Source organism: Iningainema tapete BLCC-T55 (assembly GCF_014698965.1).
Lineage (GTDB): Bacteria > Cyanobacteriota > Cyanobacteriia > Cyanobacteriales > Nostocaceae > Iningainema > Iningainema tapete.
Window position 1 is genome coordinate 102764 of sequence record NZ_JACXAE010000046.1, and the last position, 20052, is coordinate 122815.

Here is a 20052-nt window from a genome sequence, read left to right on the forward strand (position 1 = left end):
TTTCACGTTAATCACGATACTGTAGAGATGCGAAATTTCGCGTCTCTACACGTCTGTTTTGTATCATAGTTATTGTGAAACGGTATAACCTCGCGGGAATTGTCTTGGCGTGACACCAACAATTCTTTTAAAATACTGAGTCAGGTGACTTTGATCGCAAAACCCCACCGTGACAGCAATCTCAGCAATACTAAGTTCGCTATACTGCAATAAAAACTTTGCTTTCTCAATTCGACGCTGTAATATATATTGGTGGGGAGTTAAACCAATACTTTTCTTGAACAAACGTAAAAAATGGTAGGGGCTAATTTGAACAAGTGCAGCCAATTCTATTAGCTTTAAGTCTCGCTCAAGATGTTCGTTGATATATTCTTTTACTTGTTGCAATTTGAGAGATGACAATCCATCCTGGTAGCTATAAAGCTTTGGTTTTATATTGCAATATTTTCGTAATAAGTGAATCGCTAATGTGGTTTTCAGGCTGTCAATTAGCAACCTACCACCGATTTGACTTGACTCTAACTCGTCTTTTAAGGTTGAAAAAACACCTTGTATGAGTAAGTCTTGTTCGGACATAAACTGAGGAATTAGTTTCAGGCGATCGCTATCTATCAAATCTTCACCAACTTGTTTTAAAAACACTGGTTCAATTGCTAAAATCGTAAACTCAGCTTCCGTATTCCAATTACAGCGATGAGAAATACCAGCAGGAATAATTGCAATGTCTCCCCGTTCTCGTCTTTCTTCAGAGCGAATTCCATCCAACCAACGTTCTCCCAACGATGAACCTAGAGAACCATAGGCGATAGTGTGCCATGTATGTTGATGTTCGGCTACTTCAAACGCTGGTTGGTGGTGGTGTTCAAAATGAATATTGCTCCAACAACCAAAACTCGATAGGATAGGGAAATTCGGTACAAATGTTTTTGATGCATTTGCTTGAGTGTAATCGAGTTGGATATTTTGCTTTTGTGTCTTCATGGTTCGAGTATTTAAGTACAGCTTTTCATAAATTCGTAGCGCAACTACTTACCTTTAAAATCTTCACATCGATAAAGTTGATAAGGAATGCCTATGCGATAATATTGCTGTGTGTCTATATTGCAAGTGATTTGCCCAGAAACAACTACCTGCTGTGGGTAATCTCGGCGTCTTCTTCCAGGACCTACAACCCATAAATTTAGTTTAGATGTTTTTGGTGTAGGTAGTTGGGAAAGTTTTTGCCAAACAGAATCAAAATCTGGAGATTGCTTGAAAAAAGCAAAATTAGTAGTTGCCTTGGTTTCTCTAAGTGGTTCAAGTGCTAAGGCAAAACTTAACCCCAATGCTACATCTTGATAATCTCTATACCCTACTACAAGCATTAATGGAGTAGTAGGCTCTAAGTTCATGTTTTGGGCGACTCGCTCTGGCTGAAATGGTTTTTGAAACACTAAGTTAGAAATGACGAAAATACTACTAAGAACACTAACAAGAACAAGAATTAAGAATGAATTTCTTCTTACACCATTATTCTGTCTTTGAAAAAAGCTTGCTGCTATGAGGGCGCAGAAACTGGGATAATAGACAAAGTTATAGCGGGGAACTGTGGTAATATCTTTTTTTGATAAATAGACAAGGGCAAAGAATTCTAATAATACCCAACCAGAGAAACTCAAGAGAGTTAGTGTAGATAGATGAGTTGAAGGTGTACGCCACAATTGCTTTATCCCTTTGAAGACTTGCCACCCTAACCACACACTAAATAAAAGCATTAACAACCCAGATATCACTGTAATTGATAAGGGCTGATTTTCTACGGGGAGAGTAATTACCATCAGTATCCAGCCAATGAGAGTGTGATATAAGGGGGCGATGTAATTTGGTTTGTCTAACCAGTTAGTTTCCGAACGGTTAAAATGATTCAATACGATCGCCAACCAAGGAAGAAAACTGAGCGCAACTCCACTGACAGATAAAATCAGAGCAAGCCAAATTTTGCGCCCTCTACCCTCCAGCGAAGGCATGCTTCTTAGTCGTAGCCCCAACATTCTATGCTGAGTAGTAATCAATGTGGCAATTTGGGCAACAAAGGCAATGACAAAAAAGTAGTGGACATAAAGACCGATACTATTAATAATTGCCCAAAAAAGCCAAACGGGAAATCTTACTGTCTGACGCTGTTCGATATCCCGTTGAATTTGTACCAGCCCCAACAACGCTAAACTAATCAGTAGCATTGGCAATGTGTAGTGTCGAGCTTCTTGGGAAAGGTAAACGGCAAAAGGCGAGACAGCCATTAAAATTGCTGCCATGATCCCAGCAGTTGGGGAGAAGGCAATCCGATTGACAAAGTAGATGACGACGATCGCACCCACACCATATAATGCACTAAGCGATCGCATAGCCACTCCATTTTTTCCCAGACTCATCCACCCCAACCAACTGTGCATCCCGCAAAAAAAGAGCGGTGGATGTGTAGACTGATTCGCAATATTTTGGGCAATTTGAGCGCAACTGACTCCTGGTTTCCAAGTAAAAATCTCCGGCAACTGCGCTGCGGGAAACACCACATCCATTGGTAAATCAAGATAGTTTTTACCCAAGCTGAAGATGGCAGTAATCACCTCATCCATCCACAGAGGTTTTAAGTCCAAATGCCACCAGCGTAGGATAGCACCAAGTGCGATCACCCCAGCTAAACCTGTATAATGTAGAGAAAATTTGCGTGACATAAATGTTAAAGGCTAATAGCTAATGGCTAATAGCAGACACAATTGACAATTAGCGATTAGCAATTAGCAATTCCCATTCTAAAATTATATATATTAAGACACCAATCATACATACCCAGTGCCGCAAGAATCCCATTCTATTGAAGTATATCCTCAGCCAGAAACGTCAGTGTCTTCCCGGAGAGAGACAGCAAAAGCGCTGATCCGCAATCGCCTGCGTCCGGGACAGCAGCAAATGGTAGACTGGAGATCTGGTCCATTAGCTGTTTCCGCAGTTCCTGGTGCAGGCAAATCTACCGGGATGGCAGCGGCGGCGGCTGTGGCAATAGCGCGTCAGTATGAGCGTTCCTCCTCACAACGCAATACCCGTCGTCAACTGGTTGTTGTCACCTTCACTCGCTCTGCTGCTGCCAATATTAAAGCCAAAATCCGTCAGTACTTACGAGACGACTTATCTTTACCGCAAACTGGCTTTGTTGTCAATACTCTACATGGGTTAGCTTTGAACATTGCCAGCCGCTATCCCGATTTATCAGGGCTACAGCTAGAAAATGTCACATTAATTACACCAAACCAAAGTCATCGCTTCATTCGTACTGCTGTAGAGCAATGGATTGCTAACCATCCAGGTCGTTATTCTCGCCTATTAGAAGGTATTCAATTTGACGGAGAAGAAACAGAAAGGCTGCGTCGCCAGTCAGTATTGCGAACAGAAGTATTGCCAGATTTGGCGACTACGGTGATTCATGAAGCCAAAAGTTCTGGTTTGTTACCAGAAGATTTGCGGTTGTTAAGTACACAAACTACAGATGAATATGCAATTTTAAGTGTTGCAACCGGGTTGTACGAGCAATATCAAAACTTAATGCGCAAGCAAGAATTCATAGACTACGACGACATGATATTAGCCGCGCTGCGAGTTTTGGACAACGAAAATGCCCGTAGAATTGAGCAAAACCAAGTATTCGCTGTCTTTGAAGACGAAGCACAAGACTCCAGCCCTCTACAGACTAAGTTACTAGAAATTCTCGCCACTGATCCAGAGGATGGGGAGCAGGGGAGCAGGGGAGCAGGGGAGCAGGGGAGTGGGGGAGTAGGGGAGAAAATCAAAATCAATTTAGTGCGTGTTGGCGATCCTAATCAGGCGATTAACTCCACCTTTACCCCAGCAGATCCGATTTATTTTCGCTCCTTTTGTGAACAATGCAACGCTCAAGGGCTATTGGCAACAATGGATCAAGCAGGTCGTAGTACTAGAATCATTATTGAAGCTGCTAACTTTGTCTTAGAATGGGTCAATAGTCTGTATCTTCCCCACAGCCCCACTGACAAACTCCCCACTAGCCCCACTCCCTTTCGTCCCCAGAAAATTCGCTCTTGCGATCCTGACGATCCCCAAACTGATGCAAATCCGGAAAAGGTGGGACGAGGATTGGAACTGTGTACTCCTCGTGATATTCATCACACAGTAGAATTGCTGTCAGCAAGAGCGATTGAGTTATTTGCTCAAGATGCAAAGAATACTCGTGCAGCTATTTTAGTGCGGGAAAATCGTCAAGGAAGGTGGTTGGCAGAAGCTCTTGCCCCGGTGTGTAAAGAGCATAAAATTATACTATATGATGTAGGAGAACGCGATCGCCATTCCCATGTACCGTCGGAAATTTTGGCACTGCTACAATTTTGCGATCGCCCCCATTCGTCTGAATACCTGAAAGCGACATTAGAAACCCTTGTCCAAAGGCGGTTGATTGAAACCCAAGATCTCAACATCTTAGCTAGTTTACCAGAAGAGTTTTTGTATCCAGGTCCGTTGGCTCCTCCCCAAACGGAGCCAGTACAAAAAGCAGCACACTTGTGTCGAAGTTTTCTTCGCGCCCGGTTAGAATTACCCATCTACCAGCTAATATCATTCTTAGCCTTGGCATTAAATTACGATCAAGCAGAACTAGCAACAGCCGATAAATTAGCAGAACGGGTAAACCTGCAAATGAAAGGTAATAATTCTCTAGGGGCAATGCTTGCCGTACTGAGTGAAATAGTCAGTTCCGAAAGATTTGAACCTGTAGAAACAGAAGACTTGGAAGCACGTTACACCCGTCCAGGGCAACTTACCATTATTACCATGCACAAGGCAAAAGGGCTAGATTGGGACTACGTTTTTCTACCCTTTCTACACGAAAATTTAATTCCCGGTAGATTTTGGGTTCCTCCCCAAAGCCAATTTTTAGGTGACTTTACCTTATCAGAAGTTGCTCGCGCCCAAATTCGCGCTGCCTTGCACAATCAATCTACTTTACCCAGCACCGCCGCAGCTTGGGAACAAGCAAAATACTTGAAAACTGCTGAGGAATACCGTTTGCTTTACGTCGCCATGACAAGGGCAAAACGTCTGTTGTGGATATCCGCTGCCCAAAAAGCACCTTTTACTTGGAGTAAACCAAATAACTTACAATCTTCTACACCATGTCCTGTTTTTCCAGCACTTAAGCGCCAATTTCCCGAATGCGTAAAAGATTCTGGATAATGTACGTTTAAATTCGGTCGAGATCTAATAAGGTTATTCTTAAGGATCAAAGCCTTGGAGGTTTTTTAATGGTAGTTAACTTTAAGCAAAGACTGAACCAGCTTGAAACTCTGATTGGTGTTGTGATCACACTTCCATGTTCAGAAACTGCTGAAGCATTGTCAAAACTCGAATTTGACTGGTTTTGGATAGATATGGAACATGGAGTTCTCAGTTTAGAAACAGTCCAGTTAATTATGCAAGCAACTGGCGATCGCTGTGCAAATTTAGTTAGAGTACCTGGGAATGATAGCATTTGGATCAAGAGGGTACTGGATACGGGATGTGATGGGATAATTGTGCCTCATGTCATGACACCTGAAGAAGTCAAATATGCCCTTGATGCTTGCCTTTACCCTCCACAAGGAAGTCGGAGTGTTGGCTCTGGGAGAGCGCAAAACTATGGAATGAGTTCTCAAGAGTACTTAAAGACGGCAAATGAAAAAATAGTCGTTGTTTTACAAATTGAACACATTGATGCAGTGAAAAACATTGAATCTATAATTGATGTTCCTGGTTTCGATGCTATAATTGTAGGTCCATTTGATCTTTCCGCCAGTATGGGACTGATCGGTCAGGTTAATCATCCTGATGTACAAAAAGCAATTGGTTCTGTTCAAGAGGCATGTTTGCATAAAAAGATACCAATAGGTATTTTTACTGCTGATACTCAGAATGCTTTATCTGCAAAAAAAGCAGGATTTAGCTTGATTGGAGTAGGTGTTGACACAATGTATCTTTGGCGAGCGGCAAAACAAACTCTTGAAGAGATTAATTCAATCTAGCCTCACATGAGGAAGAAAAAAATGAGTAAGATCATTGCTGGTTATAACCTCATCGAAGTTTTTTCTGAAAGTGCCACTACCTGTGTTTATCTTGCTGTAGAGGAGTCAGGGCGATCGGTGATGATCAAAACTCTCAATGCTGAGTATCCTACCATAGAACAAATTACCAGATTAAGACACGAATATAAAATACTCCAACAATTGGACATAGAAGGAGTTGTAAAACCCTTAGCGTTAAAAAGTTATCAAAATGGTCTGGCGCTAATTTTATCAGATTTTGGTGGAGAACCACTCAACAATTTTATCACTAATCAAAACTTTAATTTAAGCAATTTTTTGCCAATTGCTATTCAATTATCTTCAACCCTTGCTCAGCTACATCAAAATAATATTATTCATAAAGATATTAAACCACAAAATATTTTCATTAATACAAACACAGGGCAAGTTAAAATTATAGACTTTAGTATTTCATCATGCCTATCAAGGGAAAATCAAACTGTTAGTAATCCCAATTTGCTTGAAGGCACCCTTGCTTACATGTCACCAGAACAAACTGGGAGGATGAACCGTTCAATCGATTACCGAACTGACTTTTATTCTTTAGGTGTCACCTTCTATGAAATGCTAACAGGACAACTGCCCTTTTCTGCTACAGATCCTTTAGAATTAATTCATTGCCATATTGCTAAAACACCAGTACCGCCTCTGGACATAAAGATAATTCCTCAAGCGGTGTCGGATATTGTCATGAAATTATTAGCCAAGACGGCTGAAGAAAGATATCAAAGTGCCTTGGGACTAAAAGCCGACTTAGAAGAATGTCTAAAGCAATTGCAAGCGAATGGTAAAATTGAAGAATTCACTGTTGGTCAGCTTGATTCATACAGCCAATTTATCCTTCCGCAAAAACTTTATGGACGCGAAAAAGAAGTTGCTACTCTAATGGATGCCTTTGAGCGAGTAGCAAACCCCCCTCAACCCCCCCTTGCCCCCCCGAATTTAGGGAGGGTTGGGGGGGTAGAAATGATGTTAGTAAGTGGTTACTCAGGTATTGGGAAATCGTCTTTAGTGAACGAAATTCATAAACCTATTGTTTGTAAACGAGGTTATTTTATTTCTGGTAAATTTGACCAATTTAAGCGGAATATTCCTTGTGCTTCTTTAATTCAAGCTTTTCAAGAATTGATGCGGCAGCTATTAACAGAAAGTGCTGAAAACATAGCAAATTGGAAAAGAAAAATTTTAGCAGCTTTAGGTGACAATGGTCAAATTATTATTGATGTAATACCCGAAGTTGAAAGAATTATTGGTGAGCAGCCAGATGTTCCTAAATTGGGACTTGTTGAATCCCAAAACCGATTCAATCGGGTATTTCAACAATTTATTCACGTATTTAGTCAAAGAGAACATCCGCTAGTAATCTTCCTCGATGACTTACAGTGGGCGGATTCAGCTTCTCTGAAGTTAATTCAGTTGCTCATGAGTAACCCTATGAGCAAATATTTATTACTCATTGGAGCATATCGGGATAATGAGGTAGAGACGAGAGGTGGCGCGTCTCTACATCCATTGATATTAACTTTGAAGGAGATTCAATCTGGAAGTGCGGTTGTTAACAATATTATCCTCAAGCCTTTGGAAATCCAAAATGTCAATCAATTAGTCAGCGATACCCTTTGTAGAGACGCGAAATTTCGCGTCTCTACAAATAAATCTCGCGTCTCTAAATTAACGATACAACCGCTAGCTGATTTAGTATTTAACAAAACCTTGGGAAATCCCTTCTTCTTAACTCAGCTACTCAAATCTCTCTATGAGGAAAACCTGTTGAAATTTAATTTCAATGAAGGTTGCTGGCAATGGGATATTGACATGATTGGTGGTATTGATATTACTGATAATGTCGTCGAATTAATGGTTAGTCAGATTCAGAAGTTGTCACCACGTACCATCAAAGTATTAAAGTTAGCCGCATGCATTGGGAACAAATTTACTTTAGACATTCTGAGCATTGTTAATGAAAAATCTTTGTCAGAAACTGCTGCTGATTTGTGGGAATCTTTGCAGGCAGGTTTAGTTCTACCTTTAGATGAATCTTATAAAATTCCTTTGGTTCTCAGTAATCAGTACGCTCAACTGACAATAGCATACAAATTTTTACACGATCGCGTGCAGCAAGCGTCTTATTCTCTCATTCCCGATTTGCAAAAACAAGAAACTCATCTAAAAATCGGTAAGTTACTACTACAAAATACTACACGGGAAGAACGAAAAGAAAATATTTTTACTTTAGTTAATCACCTAAATTATGGCATAGACTTACTGACGTCTGAGTCAGAAAAATATGAACTAGCAGAATTAAACCTTATAGCTGGTAAAAAAGCAAAAGCAGCGACAGCATATGACTCGGCTTTTGATTATCTCAAGGTAGGTTTGGGGTTAATGAAAGCGAATAGCTGGCACAATAAGTACGAGTTAACACTAGCGCTTTATGAGTCAGCGGTAGAAACAGCGTACCTCAAGGGCGATTTTGAGCAGATGGAGTCAGGGGCAACGGTTATTTTGCAACAGGCAAAAACTCCTATTGACAAAATGAAAGTATACGAGGTGAAAATTCAAGCCTGCATGGCACAACTTAAACCACTCGAAGCAGTCAAGATTGGCTCTGAAGCACTCTTACTGCTGGGTATCAGCTTTCCGGAGTCGCCTAGTCCCTTAGAAATCCAGCAAACACTTTTACAAACAGCGACAAATTTGACAGGCAAGAGTATAGAAGACTTGATTAATCTACCGTTAATGACAGAGGTAGATAAGCTAGCAGCCATAAGGATGCTCACAAGTATGGGTTCTCCTACCTATCAAGCTGCACCAGCACTGTTTCCTTTGGTTGTGTGTGAACAAGTAAACTTATCTATCAAACATGGAAATGCACCATTCTCAGCCTATGGTTATGTTTGTTACGGTGTGATTTTAAACGGGATAGTTCAGGATAGTGAGTCTGCTTATAAATTTGGTAAGTTGGCATTAAATTTAGTAGAACGATTCAACGCTATAGAACTCAAGACAAGTGTATTGTTTGTGGCTTCTTCATGTACGATGCATGGGAAAGTTCATGCCAGAGAAACTTTGCCTCTATTAATGGATGGATATCAAAGTGGACTGGAAAACGGACATTTTGAATATGGTGGCTATGCGGCAATGCAAAAATGCCAATATTCATATTTTATCGGGGAGGAATTAACAAGACTTGAACGAGAAATGGCAACAATTAGTAATGCTCTGGCTCAACTCAAGCAAGAAAATGCTTTGAGTTGGAATCAAATATTTCAGCAGTCAGTTCTTAACTTGCTGCAACCAGAGAACAATCCATGCCGTTTAATGGGTGAAGTCTACAACGAAGAGAAATCATTACCGCTGCTTCTAAAAGCTAATGACAGAACGGGACTCCACTACTTTTATTTAAACAAACTTATTCTTTGTTATCTGTTCGGCGAGTACCATCAATCAGTAGAAAATGCCGTTTGTGCCGAAAGATATTTAGATGGTGTGAAAGCATTTATTGTTGTACCAGTGTTCTATTTCTATGATTCTATAGCACACCTAGCCATATATTCATCAGTACCACATACACGACAAGAATACCTTTTGAGTAGAGTGATAAGTAACCAGGAAAAGATGCAAAAATGGGCAGACAATGCCCCAATGAATTTTCAGCATAAATACGATCTGGTGGAAGCAGAGAAAGCGCGGGTATTGGGTGAATTTTGGCAAGGGATGAAGTGTTACGATCGCGCTATTACTGGAGCTAGAGAACAGGGGTACATTCAGGAAGATGCGATCGCAAGCGAGCTGGCAGCAAAGTTTTATTTTGAGCGTGGCAGAGAAAAGGTGGCTCAAACCTATCTTACTGATGCATACTATGGATATATTCGCTGGGGAGCAACGAGTAAAGTAAAAGATTTAGAAGTAAAATATCCTCAGATCTCAAATAGGCAAAAAAACACAACTATCGAAGTAAGCACCATTAATTCTACTACTACAAGCAGTCAGGGAGTTCTCGATTTAGCCGCAGTAATGAAAGCATCTCTTGCACTTTCTGGCGAAATCGTTCTGGATAAGCTACTGGCTAAATTGATGCAAATTTTGATGGAAAATGCTGGTGCAGAAACAGGATTTCTAATTTTAGAAAAAGCAGGGCAGTTATGCATAGAAGCTGCGGCAAGATTCGGGCAAGATGAGAGCAGTAAGCAGCGCTCGACACCTGTAGAATCTAGCCAAGAGCTACCAATATCTATAATTAATTATGTACAGAGAACTCATGAGAGTATTGTATTAAATGATACGGACTTTGAGTCCGTTTTTACAACCGATAGCTATATCATCAACCACAAACCAAAATCTATATTATGTATGCCAATTATTAATCAATGTAAACTTATTGGCATCCTTTACCTAGAAAATAACTTAACAAAAAGCGCATTTACAAAAGAGCGGTTGGAAGTCTTACAAATTTTATCATCCCAAGCTGCAATCTCAATAGAAAATGCACGTCTTTATAATGATTTAGAAGAATATAATCGGACACTAGAAGCAAAAGTCCACGAGCGCACACTGGAGTTACAAGCTAAAAATTTACAACTACAACAGGAAATAGGCGAACGTCAGCGAGCAGAAGAAGCAGCCAAAGCCGCTAATAAAGCGAAGAGCGAATTCTTGACTAACATGAGTCATGAACTCCGCACCCCGCTCAATGGTATTTTAGGTTATACTCAAATCTTTAAGAAAGATCAAACTTTAACTGAAAAGCAAAAGAATGGTATTAACATCATTCATCAATGTGGCGAACACCTACTAACATTAATCAACGATATTTTAGATCTATCCAAAATCGAAGCTCGGAAAATGGAAATTTATCCCAAAGAGTTTCATTTTCCTAAATTTATTGAAAGCATTGTGCAAATCTGCCGTATCCGTGCCGAACAAAAGGGAATTTCCTTAATTTACACACCATCTCGACTGCCAAAAGTCATTGGAGCCGATGAAAAACGGTTGCGTCAAATCTTGATTAACTTACTTAGTAATGCCATCAAATTTACAGAAAAAGGAAGTATAACTTTTAAAGTAGGTTATCAAGAGAAGAAAATTCGGTTTGCAGTGGAAGATACAGGTATTGGCATTGCACCGGAGCAATTAGAAGAAATATTTTTGCCATTTCAGCAGGTAGGTGAAAATAGTCGTAAGACTGAAGGAACCGGATTGGGATTGGCAATTAGCCGTCAATTAGTACAGATGATGGGCGGTGAACTATATGTTAAGAGTACTGTAGGTAAAGGCAGCATTTTTTGGCTAGATTTAGATTTACCGGAAATTTTTCCAACAGAAATGAAAGGCATTGTTCAACGTAACATCATTGGTTTTGTTGGAACACAACGGAAAGTTTTGGTAGTAGATGATAAATCGGTAAATCGCTCTGTTTTAGTCAATTTACTTACACCTTTAGGATTTGAAGTACTTGAAGCTATAGACGGCTTAGACGGGATTAACAAAGCGCGTGAATTTAACCCAGATGTGATTATTATGGATCTAGTCATGTCCGTAATGGATGGCTTTGAAGCCACCCGTCGCCTCAGAAAGTTACCAGAACTTAAAGACGTGGTGGTAATTGCAGTATCGGCTAGCGTTTTTGATTTTGAACAAACTCAGAGCCGAGAAGCCGGTTGCAATGATTTTCTCCCCAAACCAATCCGAGAAGCAGAGCTTTTAGAAAAATTACGGGTTCACTTGGGGTTAGAATGGCTTTACGAAGATGCACCAAGCAACAAGCAACTAGAGGATGTTAATCCAAAATCTGCATTCTGTGGCGGGAGTCTGGGAACGAGCCAAAATCCAAAATTGATTGCTCCTCCACCAGAGGAACTCTCAGTTTTGCTCGATTTGGCGATGAAGGGCGACATCAGAGGTATTGCACAACGAGCCGCAAAACTAGAGGAGTTAGATGAACAATTGATCCCGTTTGCTACCCACTTGCGTCAACTTGCCAAAAGTTTTAAAGGGAAACAAATTTTGGATTTTATTAAAAATTCGTAGAGATGCCCCGGTGGGGCGTCTTTCCAGGAGTCAGGAGGTTTTATGAATTCTACTAACAAAGGTGTCATCTTAATCGTCGATGATACTCCTACCAATTTAGAAATGTTGTTCGATTTTTTAAGCAATTATGGATTCACAGTCTTAGTTGCTGAAGATGGTGAAAGTGCTATCTCCAGAGCGGAATATGCTCCACCCGATCTAATTTTATTAGACATACTTATGCCGGGAATGGATGGTTTTGAAACTTGCTGCCGTCTCAAAGCTTCGGAATTAACAAAAGATATTCCCATCATTTTCATGACGGCACTTTCGGAAACAGTAGATAAAGTAAAAGGCTTGAATCTTGGCGCAGTTGATTACATTACTAAACCATTTCAGCATGAAGAAGTTTTAGCTCGCATCGAACTCCATCTTAGGCTGCAAAACTTAACTAAAACACTCCAAGAGCAGAATTTGCGTTTGGAGGTAGAGATTTCCTCTCGTAAACAGATAGAGGAGAAAATTCGCGAACAAGCTGCTCTGTTGAATATCACTACAGATGCAATTCTCGTGCGAGATTTAGACAATCTCATCCGTTTTTGGAACAAAGGGGCTGAAAATTTGTATGGATGGAAGGTAAGTGAAGCAATTGGTAAAGATGCCAATCAGCTTCTGTATCAACCTAACACTTTATATCAACTGCAAGATATCCAGAAAAGTTTAGATGAACGTGGCTCGTGGCAGGGTGAGTTAAGTCAGGTAAACAAACAAGGCAAGGAAGTTATTGTTGCTAGCCGATGGACTTTGATGCGCGATCGCTCTGGGCTACCTAAATCAATTCTTACCGTTAACACTGACATTACAGAGAAAAAACAACTTGAAACCCAGTTCCTCCGCACTCAACGACTAGAGAGCATTGGTACACTTGCTGGCGGTATTGCACATGACCTCAATAATATCTTAACACCAATTCTGACTGCAGCACAACTGCTACAAATCAAACTGCCCAATGTTGATGAGCGTAGTCAGCAAATGTTTAAAATCATTGAGGTTAACACTAAGCGCGGAGCTGCTTTAGTCAAGCAAGTATTGCATTTTGCTCGTGGAGTTGAAGGCAAACGTACAATGGTGCAAGTTAACCACCTGTTTTCGGAAATTCAGCAGATTGTTCAAGAGACATTTCCTAAATCCATTGAATTCTCTATGAATATACAGCCAGATCTTTGGGCTGTGATTGGAGATGCCACACACTTGCATCAGGTACTGATGAACTTAGTTGTCAACGCTTGCGATGCTATGCCCAACGGTGGCAATCTGAGTATCACTGCCGAAAATATGTTCATAGATGAACACTATGCCCGGATAAATCTTGATGCTTGTGTCGGTCCCTACATTGTAATTACTATAGCAGATACAGGAATCGGTATACCACCAGAAATAGAAGATAGAATATTTGAGCCGTTTTTCACCACTAAAGAAGTTGGCAAAGGTACAGGGTTAGGTCTTTCTACCGTCAGGGGTATCATTAAAAGTCATGGTGGTTTTGTTAACTTGTCCAGCAAGGTGGGAAGTGGAACTGAATTTAAAGTGTTCTTGCCAGCAGTGTCGGCATCAGCAACGCCGCTAGTAGAAAACCTCCAACTGCCAAAAGGAAACGGAGAATTGATTTTGGTTGTGGATGACGAAGCCGAAATTCTCGAAACTACTAAAATCTCGCTTTTAACTTATAACTATAGGGTGTTGACAGCCAGCGATGGGATTGAAGCGATCGCACTGTATGCCCAGCACAAAGATGAAATCAACGTGGTATTGGTGGATATGATGATGCCGTTAATGGACGGTGCAACCACTATCCGCACATTACAAAAAATTAATTCTGATGTCTTAATTATTGCTGTCAGCGGTTTGGTAGCAAGCTCGCAACTGAAAGGAGATGCGGTTGTCAAAACATTTATTTCTAAACCCTACACAACTAAGGAATTATTGCAAACTTTACACAGCGTTCTTCGTCAAAGATCGAGAAACCCTGTGATTTATTAGCAATATATGAATACGATCAAGCCATCTACTTTAGCTACAAGCACCCTCAAGTCTTCTCAAGTTGTTACATTAACCCTAATGACGATACTAGTGTGTGGAATCGGACTGACTAGCAACACTGCTGCTGCTTTTCACCCCCAGCGCATCAGTCAGTCATCCCAGGTACAAAAGAATCCAGATAGAATACCTAAAATAATTGTCAGATCCATACTACGCGATGCTGCCAAACGCTCAGGTGTACCAATCCGTAACTTGCAAATTACCTCTGTTAAATCAAAAACCTTTAGCAATCCCTGTATCTTCAGATTTGGTGAAATTTGTACAAGAGAATACAACCCCATTCAAGGTTGGGAAGTAATTGCTAAGGTAAAAGAAGATTCTTGGACTTATCATGTTGATAAATCTGGCTCGCAAATCGTTTTAGATCCGAAAGTGAGCGTGTCACAGACTACCTCACTACCCGAAGAAATCCGTGATTCTATTTTACGCGATGCACAACAAAGATCTGGGGAAGCGATCGCTAACTTACAAATTACCCAAGTAACACCGAAAACCTTTGGCAATCCCTGCGAGTTCAACTTTGGCGAAATTTGCACCAAAGAGTATAACCCTATAGAAGGTTGGGAAGTATTTGTACAAGTGCGCTCCTCATCTTGGACTTATCATGTCAACAAATCCGGTGAGCAAATCGTTTTAGATCCAAAAATCGGCTAACTACGAGCTGCTATGCTTTGTATCTTAGTGAAGTACACCCCTCCCAACCCTCCCCTTGCAAAGGGGAGGGTACGCGACAGCGCGGGTGGGGTATTTTTGTACTTCATTAAGTTGAAATCTACTATGTCTACCAAATTGTCTCAATATCTGATGCTGGAATTTTTGTATCACAAGTTACCAATGGTAAACCTAAATAACGAGCAGTCGCTGCAATAATTCTGTCCGGCATATCAGGAACTACATGACAATGATGGTGTGCGTATCTACAACTAAAGATGCCATCAAACAGACTCTCTGGGAAAGTTACCCCACATCTCGCGCCGCACTTGAGCAATATCTTCGGAAGTTATATGAACATTTAAATCAGCCCAAAGTCCCTTAAGAGAACGACGTGGACGCTTTACATGATTTTTTTGTGCTAAAAATTCAACAAAGTCTAATACAACTTGGCTGCTTTTGGGTTGTTGCTCGCGCATTTTCTCTAATACACGTTGCTCTATATCCAACTGTTGTTGCATAAACTTTCCCGAATACACTACTACTCAAATTGTAAATCCAATTTGGGCAGTGCTACAATTTTGCGATCGCTCCTATCCAAAAGCTCAGGTCTTGCACCTTACCCAGTACCAAAGTAAAGGAATATTAACCTGTGCTGCGATTCCTAGATAATATATAAGAATCATCAGCCTTTAAACTGTGCTGCGGTATCAAATTAATCAGTCTCAACGCGCTCACATGGTAAAGTCAAAAAAGCAGAGGTTTTGATATGGCTCAAGCTTTACCCAAACTGTTTACCTTTGAAGAATTTATTGCATGGCTGCCGGAAAACACCGGGAAGCGTTACGAGTTACACGATGGCATAATTGTAGAAATGTCTCAGCCGAGTGGAAAACATGAAAAAGTCACGGGATTTCTAGCAGGGGAAATTACTGTTGAGTATAAGCGCTTATACTTGCCATACTTTATACCCAAAACAGCATTAGTAAAACCACCGAGAAAATCGTCTGGTTATTCACCGGATGTGGTTTTAATCAACGATGCTAATCTACACAACGAGGAATTGTGGGAAAAGGAATCAACCGTAACTCAAAGTGAATCGATTCCTTTAATTATCGAAGTTGTGAGTACAAACTGGGAAGATGATTATTACACCAAACTAGGGAATTATGAAGCAATGAAAATTCCTGAATATTGGATAGTAGATTATGCAGCTTTGGGAGCAAGAAAGTTTATTGGTAATCCCAAACAACCAACCATTTCTATTTATTATTTAGTTGATGAAGAATATCAAGTTACTCAATTTCGGAATTGGGAACGGATTATATCTCCTACTTTTCCAGATTTGAACTTGACTGCTAATCAGATTTTTAATGGTGCTTTGTAAAGCATGAATTGTGGATATGAGTTACTAACAATTTGTACACCTTACGAACTTATAGGAGAATAATTATTATGTGGAAAGACGAGATTTTAGAGGAAATTCATCGCATCCGTGAAGAACACGCAAAAGCTTTTAACTACGACTTAGATGCAATATTTGCTGATTGGCAGAAGCGACAAGCAAAGAGTGGAAGAAAAATGATTTCAGTACCTCTGAAAAAAATGAATCGATCTCCGCAACAAACCAATACAAAACGTAATGAGGAATTAATGACTCAATTACTCATAGACGTGCAGTCTTCTTATATCTACCAAATTGTCTCAAGATTTAGTGTATGCTTCATCAATTGCCCTTGTTGCACGAGCAGATATATTAGTAGAACCCTCTAGATACCAAATAGACATCTCCAGAAATTAATTGTGCGTTGTCTACAACCGTTGTAGAGACGCGAAATTTCGCGTCTCTACATGTTTTTCGGAGATGTCTAATGATGGTATGCGTATCTACAACTAATGATGCCATCAAACAGACTCTTTGGGAAAGTTACCCCACATCTCGCGCCGCACTTGAGCAATATCTTCGGAAGTGATATGAACATTTAAATCAGCCCAAAGTCTCTTCAGAGAACGACGTGGACGCTTTACATGATTTTTTTGTGCTAAAAATTCAACAAAGTCTAATACAACTTGGCTGCTTTTGGGTTGTTGCTCGCGCATTTTCTCTAATACACGTTGCTCTATATTCAACTGTTGTTGCATAAATTTTTCCGAATACACTACTACTTAAATTGTAAATCCAATTTTGGCACTGCTACAATTTTGCGTTTGCCCCTATCCAAAAATCAGCGAAACTACAAGCATGTTAGGCGGTTGCATAGTGTAACGCACCACGAGCAAAGGTGCGTTACAGCACTAAAATGAGGGCTAAGATTGAAAAATTAACAACTTAACTCCTATGAGTGAAAGTGTTTACCAAGAAATGACTGATGTGTCGGTTAGTACTTTAGAACTGAAGAACCTTTTCTTTGTCCCATAGCACGTAATATGATAGAGAGAGTACGAAAGAGAAGTTTTTTAAGCTTATAGAAACTTTTTATACATCTTACCTTTGAGATTTCCTGATAAAATAGTATGAGGATTCATTCTCTACCTCTATTCTGGTTGATCGCACGAGGGAAGAAAACAATACACGTACATTATGAAAGTAAAACTGCGTAAGCAATTGAAGCATTCTAGTTATTCTGTCTCTAAGGTACGGGGCAAAAAAACCTTTCTTACCAAAGAAAAACAAGGTAAAGGTTCTGGATTTTCTTCTGACGAGAGTGATACAAAAAGTGTAGAAGAACAAAAAAGGAAATGTATGGACAAAAAACTTCAATCACCCCATAGAGAGCATGATAATCGCTTTGAGCGTGAGGAGGAAGTTATGCTTTCAAAACAGAGCATTACCGCACATGCCTTTTTGGACTTACTTGACCACGATATCACCCACAATCCAGAACTGATGAAACCGCTTTCAGAAGAGTTATTCCGTCGAGCGGAAGTCCTTACGAAAGGAATGAACACAGATCTTGATGAAGAGTTACCTCAAGACTTTGTGTTTGCATGAACTCCTAATCAATCCCCAGACTTCTAAGCAATATGCGATCGCTAACCCCTCCTTAGTTTACCGAGTCCCAAGTATGGAATAAATTGTAGGGGCACAACAATGTTGTGCCCCTACGAGCAACCTGTATTTTATTCAATTAAGTCAAGAACTCTGTAGCGCTGATGATAGTTTCCGTACCAAAGTAAAGGGATATAAAAAAATTCGGTCAGTAAGATTACACATTGTCTACTTTTTGTCAATACGTAAGTCCTACATTTGTGAATTTATGAGAAATCAGTATTTACTCTAGTGGCATTTATAAAAAAAGACAGCCACCATATATAAAAGCATTATCTAATACTTTACCCTAAGGTAAATTTACTAGACGAATGTGAAGTTAGAGTTAGCTATTTACCCTACTGAGCGTGAGATTAATTGCTTATCCCTGAGATGAAACATGAAGGCATTTGGCTTTGTTCTGGCAGCAGTATTGTGCAACTATCAACAGGCAATTGCCCAAACACCTAATCCTGGCTTACTACCGTCAGATAGATTAGAAGATATTCCCACAACTCCCTTACCATCTGATGTGCTACCACAGCCATCAAAGCAACAATTACTTCCTCCTCCCATACCAGAATCGCAAAGTCCACCAGAGGATCTGAATGTTAAATTCAAAATTGATCGCATTGAAGTTGTTGGCAGTACAATTTTCAAACCCAAAGATTTTGCGGCTGTAACATCTTCCTTTGTCGGACGAGAACTAACATTTGCAGAATTATTGCAAATTAAAGATGCCATTACCAAACTCTATACCGATAAAGGTTATGTGACTACGGGGGCTTTAATTACACCGCAGACAGTAGAAGCTGGGACGATCCAAATTCAGGTGATCGAGGGCAGTTTGCCAGAAATCAAAATTGTTGGGAATCGGCGATTACAAAGTAAGTATATTCGCGATCGCATCCAACTTGGTATCGGTAAACCCCTAAATGTACCCCGTTTACTTGAAAACTTACAATTACTTCGCCTCAATCCGCGCATTCAAAATTTATCAGCTGAGTTGCAAACGGGTGCGAAAGCGGGAACTAATGTGTTACGAGTCGAAGTTGAAGAAGCAGACACCTTCAACCTGACAGCAACCTTGGATAATGGGCGATCGCCAAGTGTGGGTAGTTTTCGTCGCGGAGTTGATGTTGAAGAAGCAAATTTACTGGGCTGGGGCGATGCTTTGAGTGTTATTTATACTAATACTGATGGTAGTAATACAGTCAATACCAACTACACCCTGCCGATTAATGCCCGTGATGGCACTGTATTTTTTAGTTTTAACCAAGGGTGGAACAACGTAATTGAAAAACCATTTAGTACCCTTGATATTCAGTCCAATAGCCGTTTTTATGAATTGGGATATCGGCAACCCCTAATCCAAAAGCCTACCCGGGAATTAGCTGTGGGACTATCTTTTTCGCGCCAAGAAAGCCAAACTGAATTAGGGATTGATGATATTGGCGGGTTTCCGTTATCACCTGGTGCTGATGCAGACGGCAAAACCAAAATTTCTGCTCTACGCTTTACCCAGGAATATACCCAACGCAGCAGCAAGCAAGTTTTTGCAGCGCGATCGCAATTTAGCGTTGGTGTAGATTGGTTCGGTGCGAATTTCAATGAAGATGCTCCAGATAGCCGCTTTTTCGCTTGGCGGGGACAGGCTCAGTGGGTGCGGCAGTTGGCATCGGACACTCTGTTTTTAGCTAGGGGTGATTTACAACTTGCCGCCGATTCTCTAGTGCCGTTGGAGCAATTCAGCTTGGGTGGACAACTAAGTGTGCGAGGCTATCGTCAGGATATATTACTAACAGACAATGGTATGTTGTTGTCAGCTGAATTCCGGTTGCCCATTGTCCGTGTTCCCCAGATTGGAGGCGTGCTACAACTAACACCCTTCATTGATATTGGTAAAGGCTGGAATCACAATGGCAAAAATCCATCACCAAATACGCTGGTAGGTAGTGGGTTAGGGCTGCTGTGGAAAGGCGATAACTTTTCAGCTCGCTTCGATTGGGGTATTCCCCTAATATCAGTGGAAGGTGAAAAGCGATCGCTCCAGGAAAATGGACTGTACTTCTCGGTGAACTATTCGCTCTTTTAAAGAATGTTATAAATAATGTCATTTAGGGAAACCTAATTATAAATAAA

At 40.5% G+C, this 20052-nt stretch carries 13 protein-coding genes; 9 read left to right on the plus strand and 4 right to left on the minus strand.

Annotated features, from left to right (window positions below):
• Positions 1-69 precede the first annotated feature (69 nt).
• Positions 70-981, minus strand: a complete 912-nt coding sequence (locus tag ICL16_RS12585) for an AraC family transcriptional regulator (RefSeq protein WP_190827988.1) — start codon at positions 979-981, stop codon at positions 70-72.
• A 44-nt stretch (positions 982-1025) separates the two neighbouring features.
• A complete protein-coding gene (locus tag ICL16_RS12590) occupies positions 1026-2714 on the minus strand; it encodes a glycosyltransferase family 39 protein (protein WP_190827990.1) in 1689 nt (562 codons plus the stop codon).
• 118 nt (positions 2715-2832) lie between these two features.
• Here ICL16_RS12590 and ICL16_RS12595 point away from each other — a divergent pair, with 118 nt between their 5' ends.
• The 5 genes from ICL16_RS12595 to ICL16_RS12615 all read left to right on the plus strand — a co-directional run bounded on the left by ICL16_RS12595 (position 2833) and on the right by ICL16_RS12615 (position 14885).
• Positions 2833-5238: a UvrD-helicase domain-containing protein gene (locus ICL16_RS12595; RefSeq protein ID WP_190827992.1), complete on the plus strand. Its 2406-nt coding sequence runs from the start codon at positions 2833-2835 to the stop codon at positions 5236-5238.
• 68 nt (positions 5239-5306) lie between these two features.
• The gene (locus ICL16_RS12600; RefSeq protein WP_190827994.1) at positions 5307-6062 is read left to right on the plus strand and encodes an HpcH/HpaI aldolase family protein; all 756 of its coding nucleotides are present in this window, start codon (positions 5307-5309) and stop codon (positions 6060-6062) included.
• 21 nt (positions 6063-6083) lie between these two features.
• Positions 6084-12152: a hybrid sensor histidine kinase/response regulator gene (locus ICL16_RS12605; RefSeq protein WP_190827996.1), complete on the plus strand. Its 6069-nt coding sequence runs from the start codon at positions 6084-6086 to the stop codon at positions 12150-12152.
• Between the two features lie 42 nt (positions 12153-12194).
• On the plus strand, positions 12195-14171 hold the full coding sequence (locus tag ICL16_RS12610; protein WP_190827998.1) for an ATP-binding response regulator: 1977 nt from the start codon (positions 12195-12197) through the stop codon (positions 14169-14171).
• Positions 14172-14177: 6 nt separating this feature from the next.
• Positions 14178-14885 carry a hypothetical protein gene (locus ICL16_RS12615; protein ID WP_190828000.1) on the plus strand — a complete coding sequence of 236 codons (708 nt, stop codon included), beginning with the start codon at positions 14178-14180 and terminating at the stop codon, positions 14883-14885.
• 281 nt (positions 14886-15166) lie between these two features.
• Here the strand turns inward: ICL16_RS12615 and ICL16_RS12625 are convergent, their stop codons facing one another.
• The gene (locus ICL16_RS12625; RefSeq protein WP_238360744.1) at positions 15167-15403 is read right to left on the minus strand and encodes a hypothetical protein; all 237 of its coding nucleotides are present in this window, start codon (positions 15401-15403) and stop codon (positions 15167-15169) included.
• A 248-nt stretch (positions 15404-15651) separates the two neighbouring features.
• Between ICL16_RS12625 and ICL16_RS12630 the strand changes: the two genes are divergently transcribed.
• The gene (locus ICL16_RS12630; RefSeq protein ID WP_190828002.1) at positions 15652-16269 is read left to right on the plus strand and encodes a Uma2 family endonuclease; all 618 of its coding nucleotides are present in this window, start codon (positions 15652-15654) and stop codon (positions 16267-16269) included.
• Positions 16270-16337: 68 nt separating this feature from the next.
• Positions 16338-16655: a hypothetical protein gene (locus ICL16_RS12635; protein ID WP_190828072.1), complete on the plus strand. Its 318-nt coding sequence runs from the start codon at positions 16338-16340 to the stop codon at positions 16653-16655.
• Between the two features lie 132 nt (positions 16656-16787).
• On the opposite strand, the gene ICL16_RS12640 is transcribed toward ICL16_RS12635, so the two are convergent.
• Complete coding sequence (locus ICL16_RS12640; protein ID WP_238360745.1) at positions 16788-17024, minus strand: hypothetical protein; 237 nt, start codon at positions 17022-17024, stop codon at positions 16788-16790.
• Positions 17025-17463: 439 nt separating this feature from the next.
• Between ICL16_RS12640 and ICL16_RS12645 the strand changes: the two genes are divergently transcribed.
• A complete protein-coding gene (locus ICL16_RS12645; protein WP_190828004.1) occupies positions 17464-17874 on the plus strand; it encodes a type II toxin-antitoxin system PrlF family antitoxin in 411 nt (136 codons plus the stop codon).
• 436 nt (positions 17875-18310) lie between these two features.
• The gene (locus tag ICL16_RS12650; protein ID WP_190828006.1) at positions 18311-20005 is read left to right on the plus strand and encodes a ShlB/FhaC/HecB family hemolysin secretion/activation protein; all 1695 of its coding nucleotides are present in this window, start codon (positions 18311-18313) and stop codon (positions 20003-20005) included.
• The last annotated feature ends 47 nt before the right edge of the window (positions 20006-20052 follow it).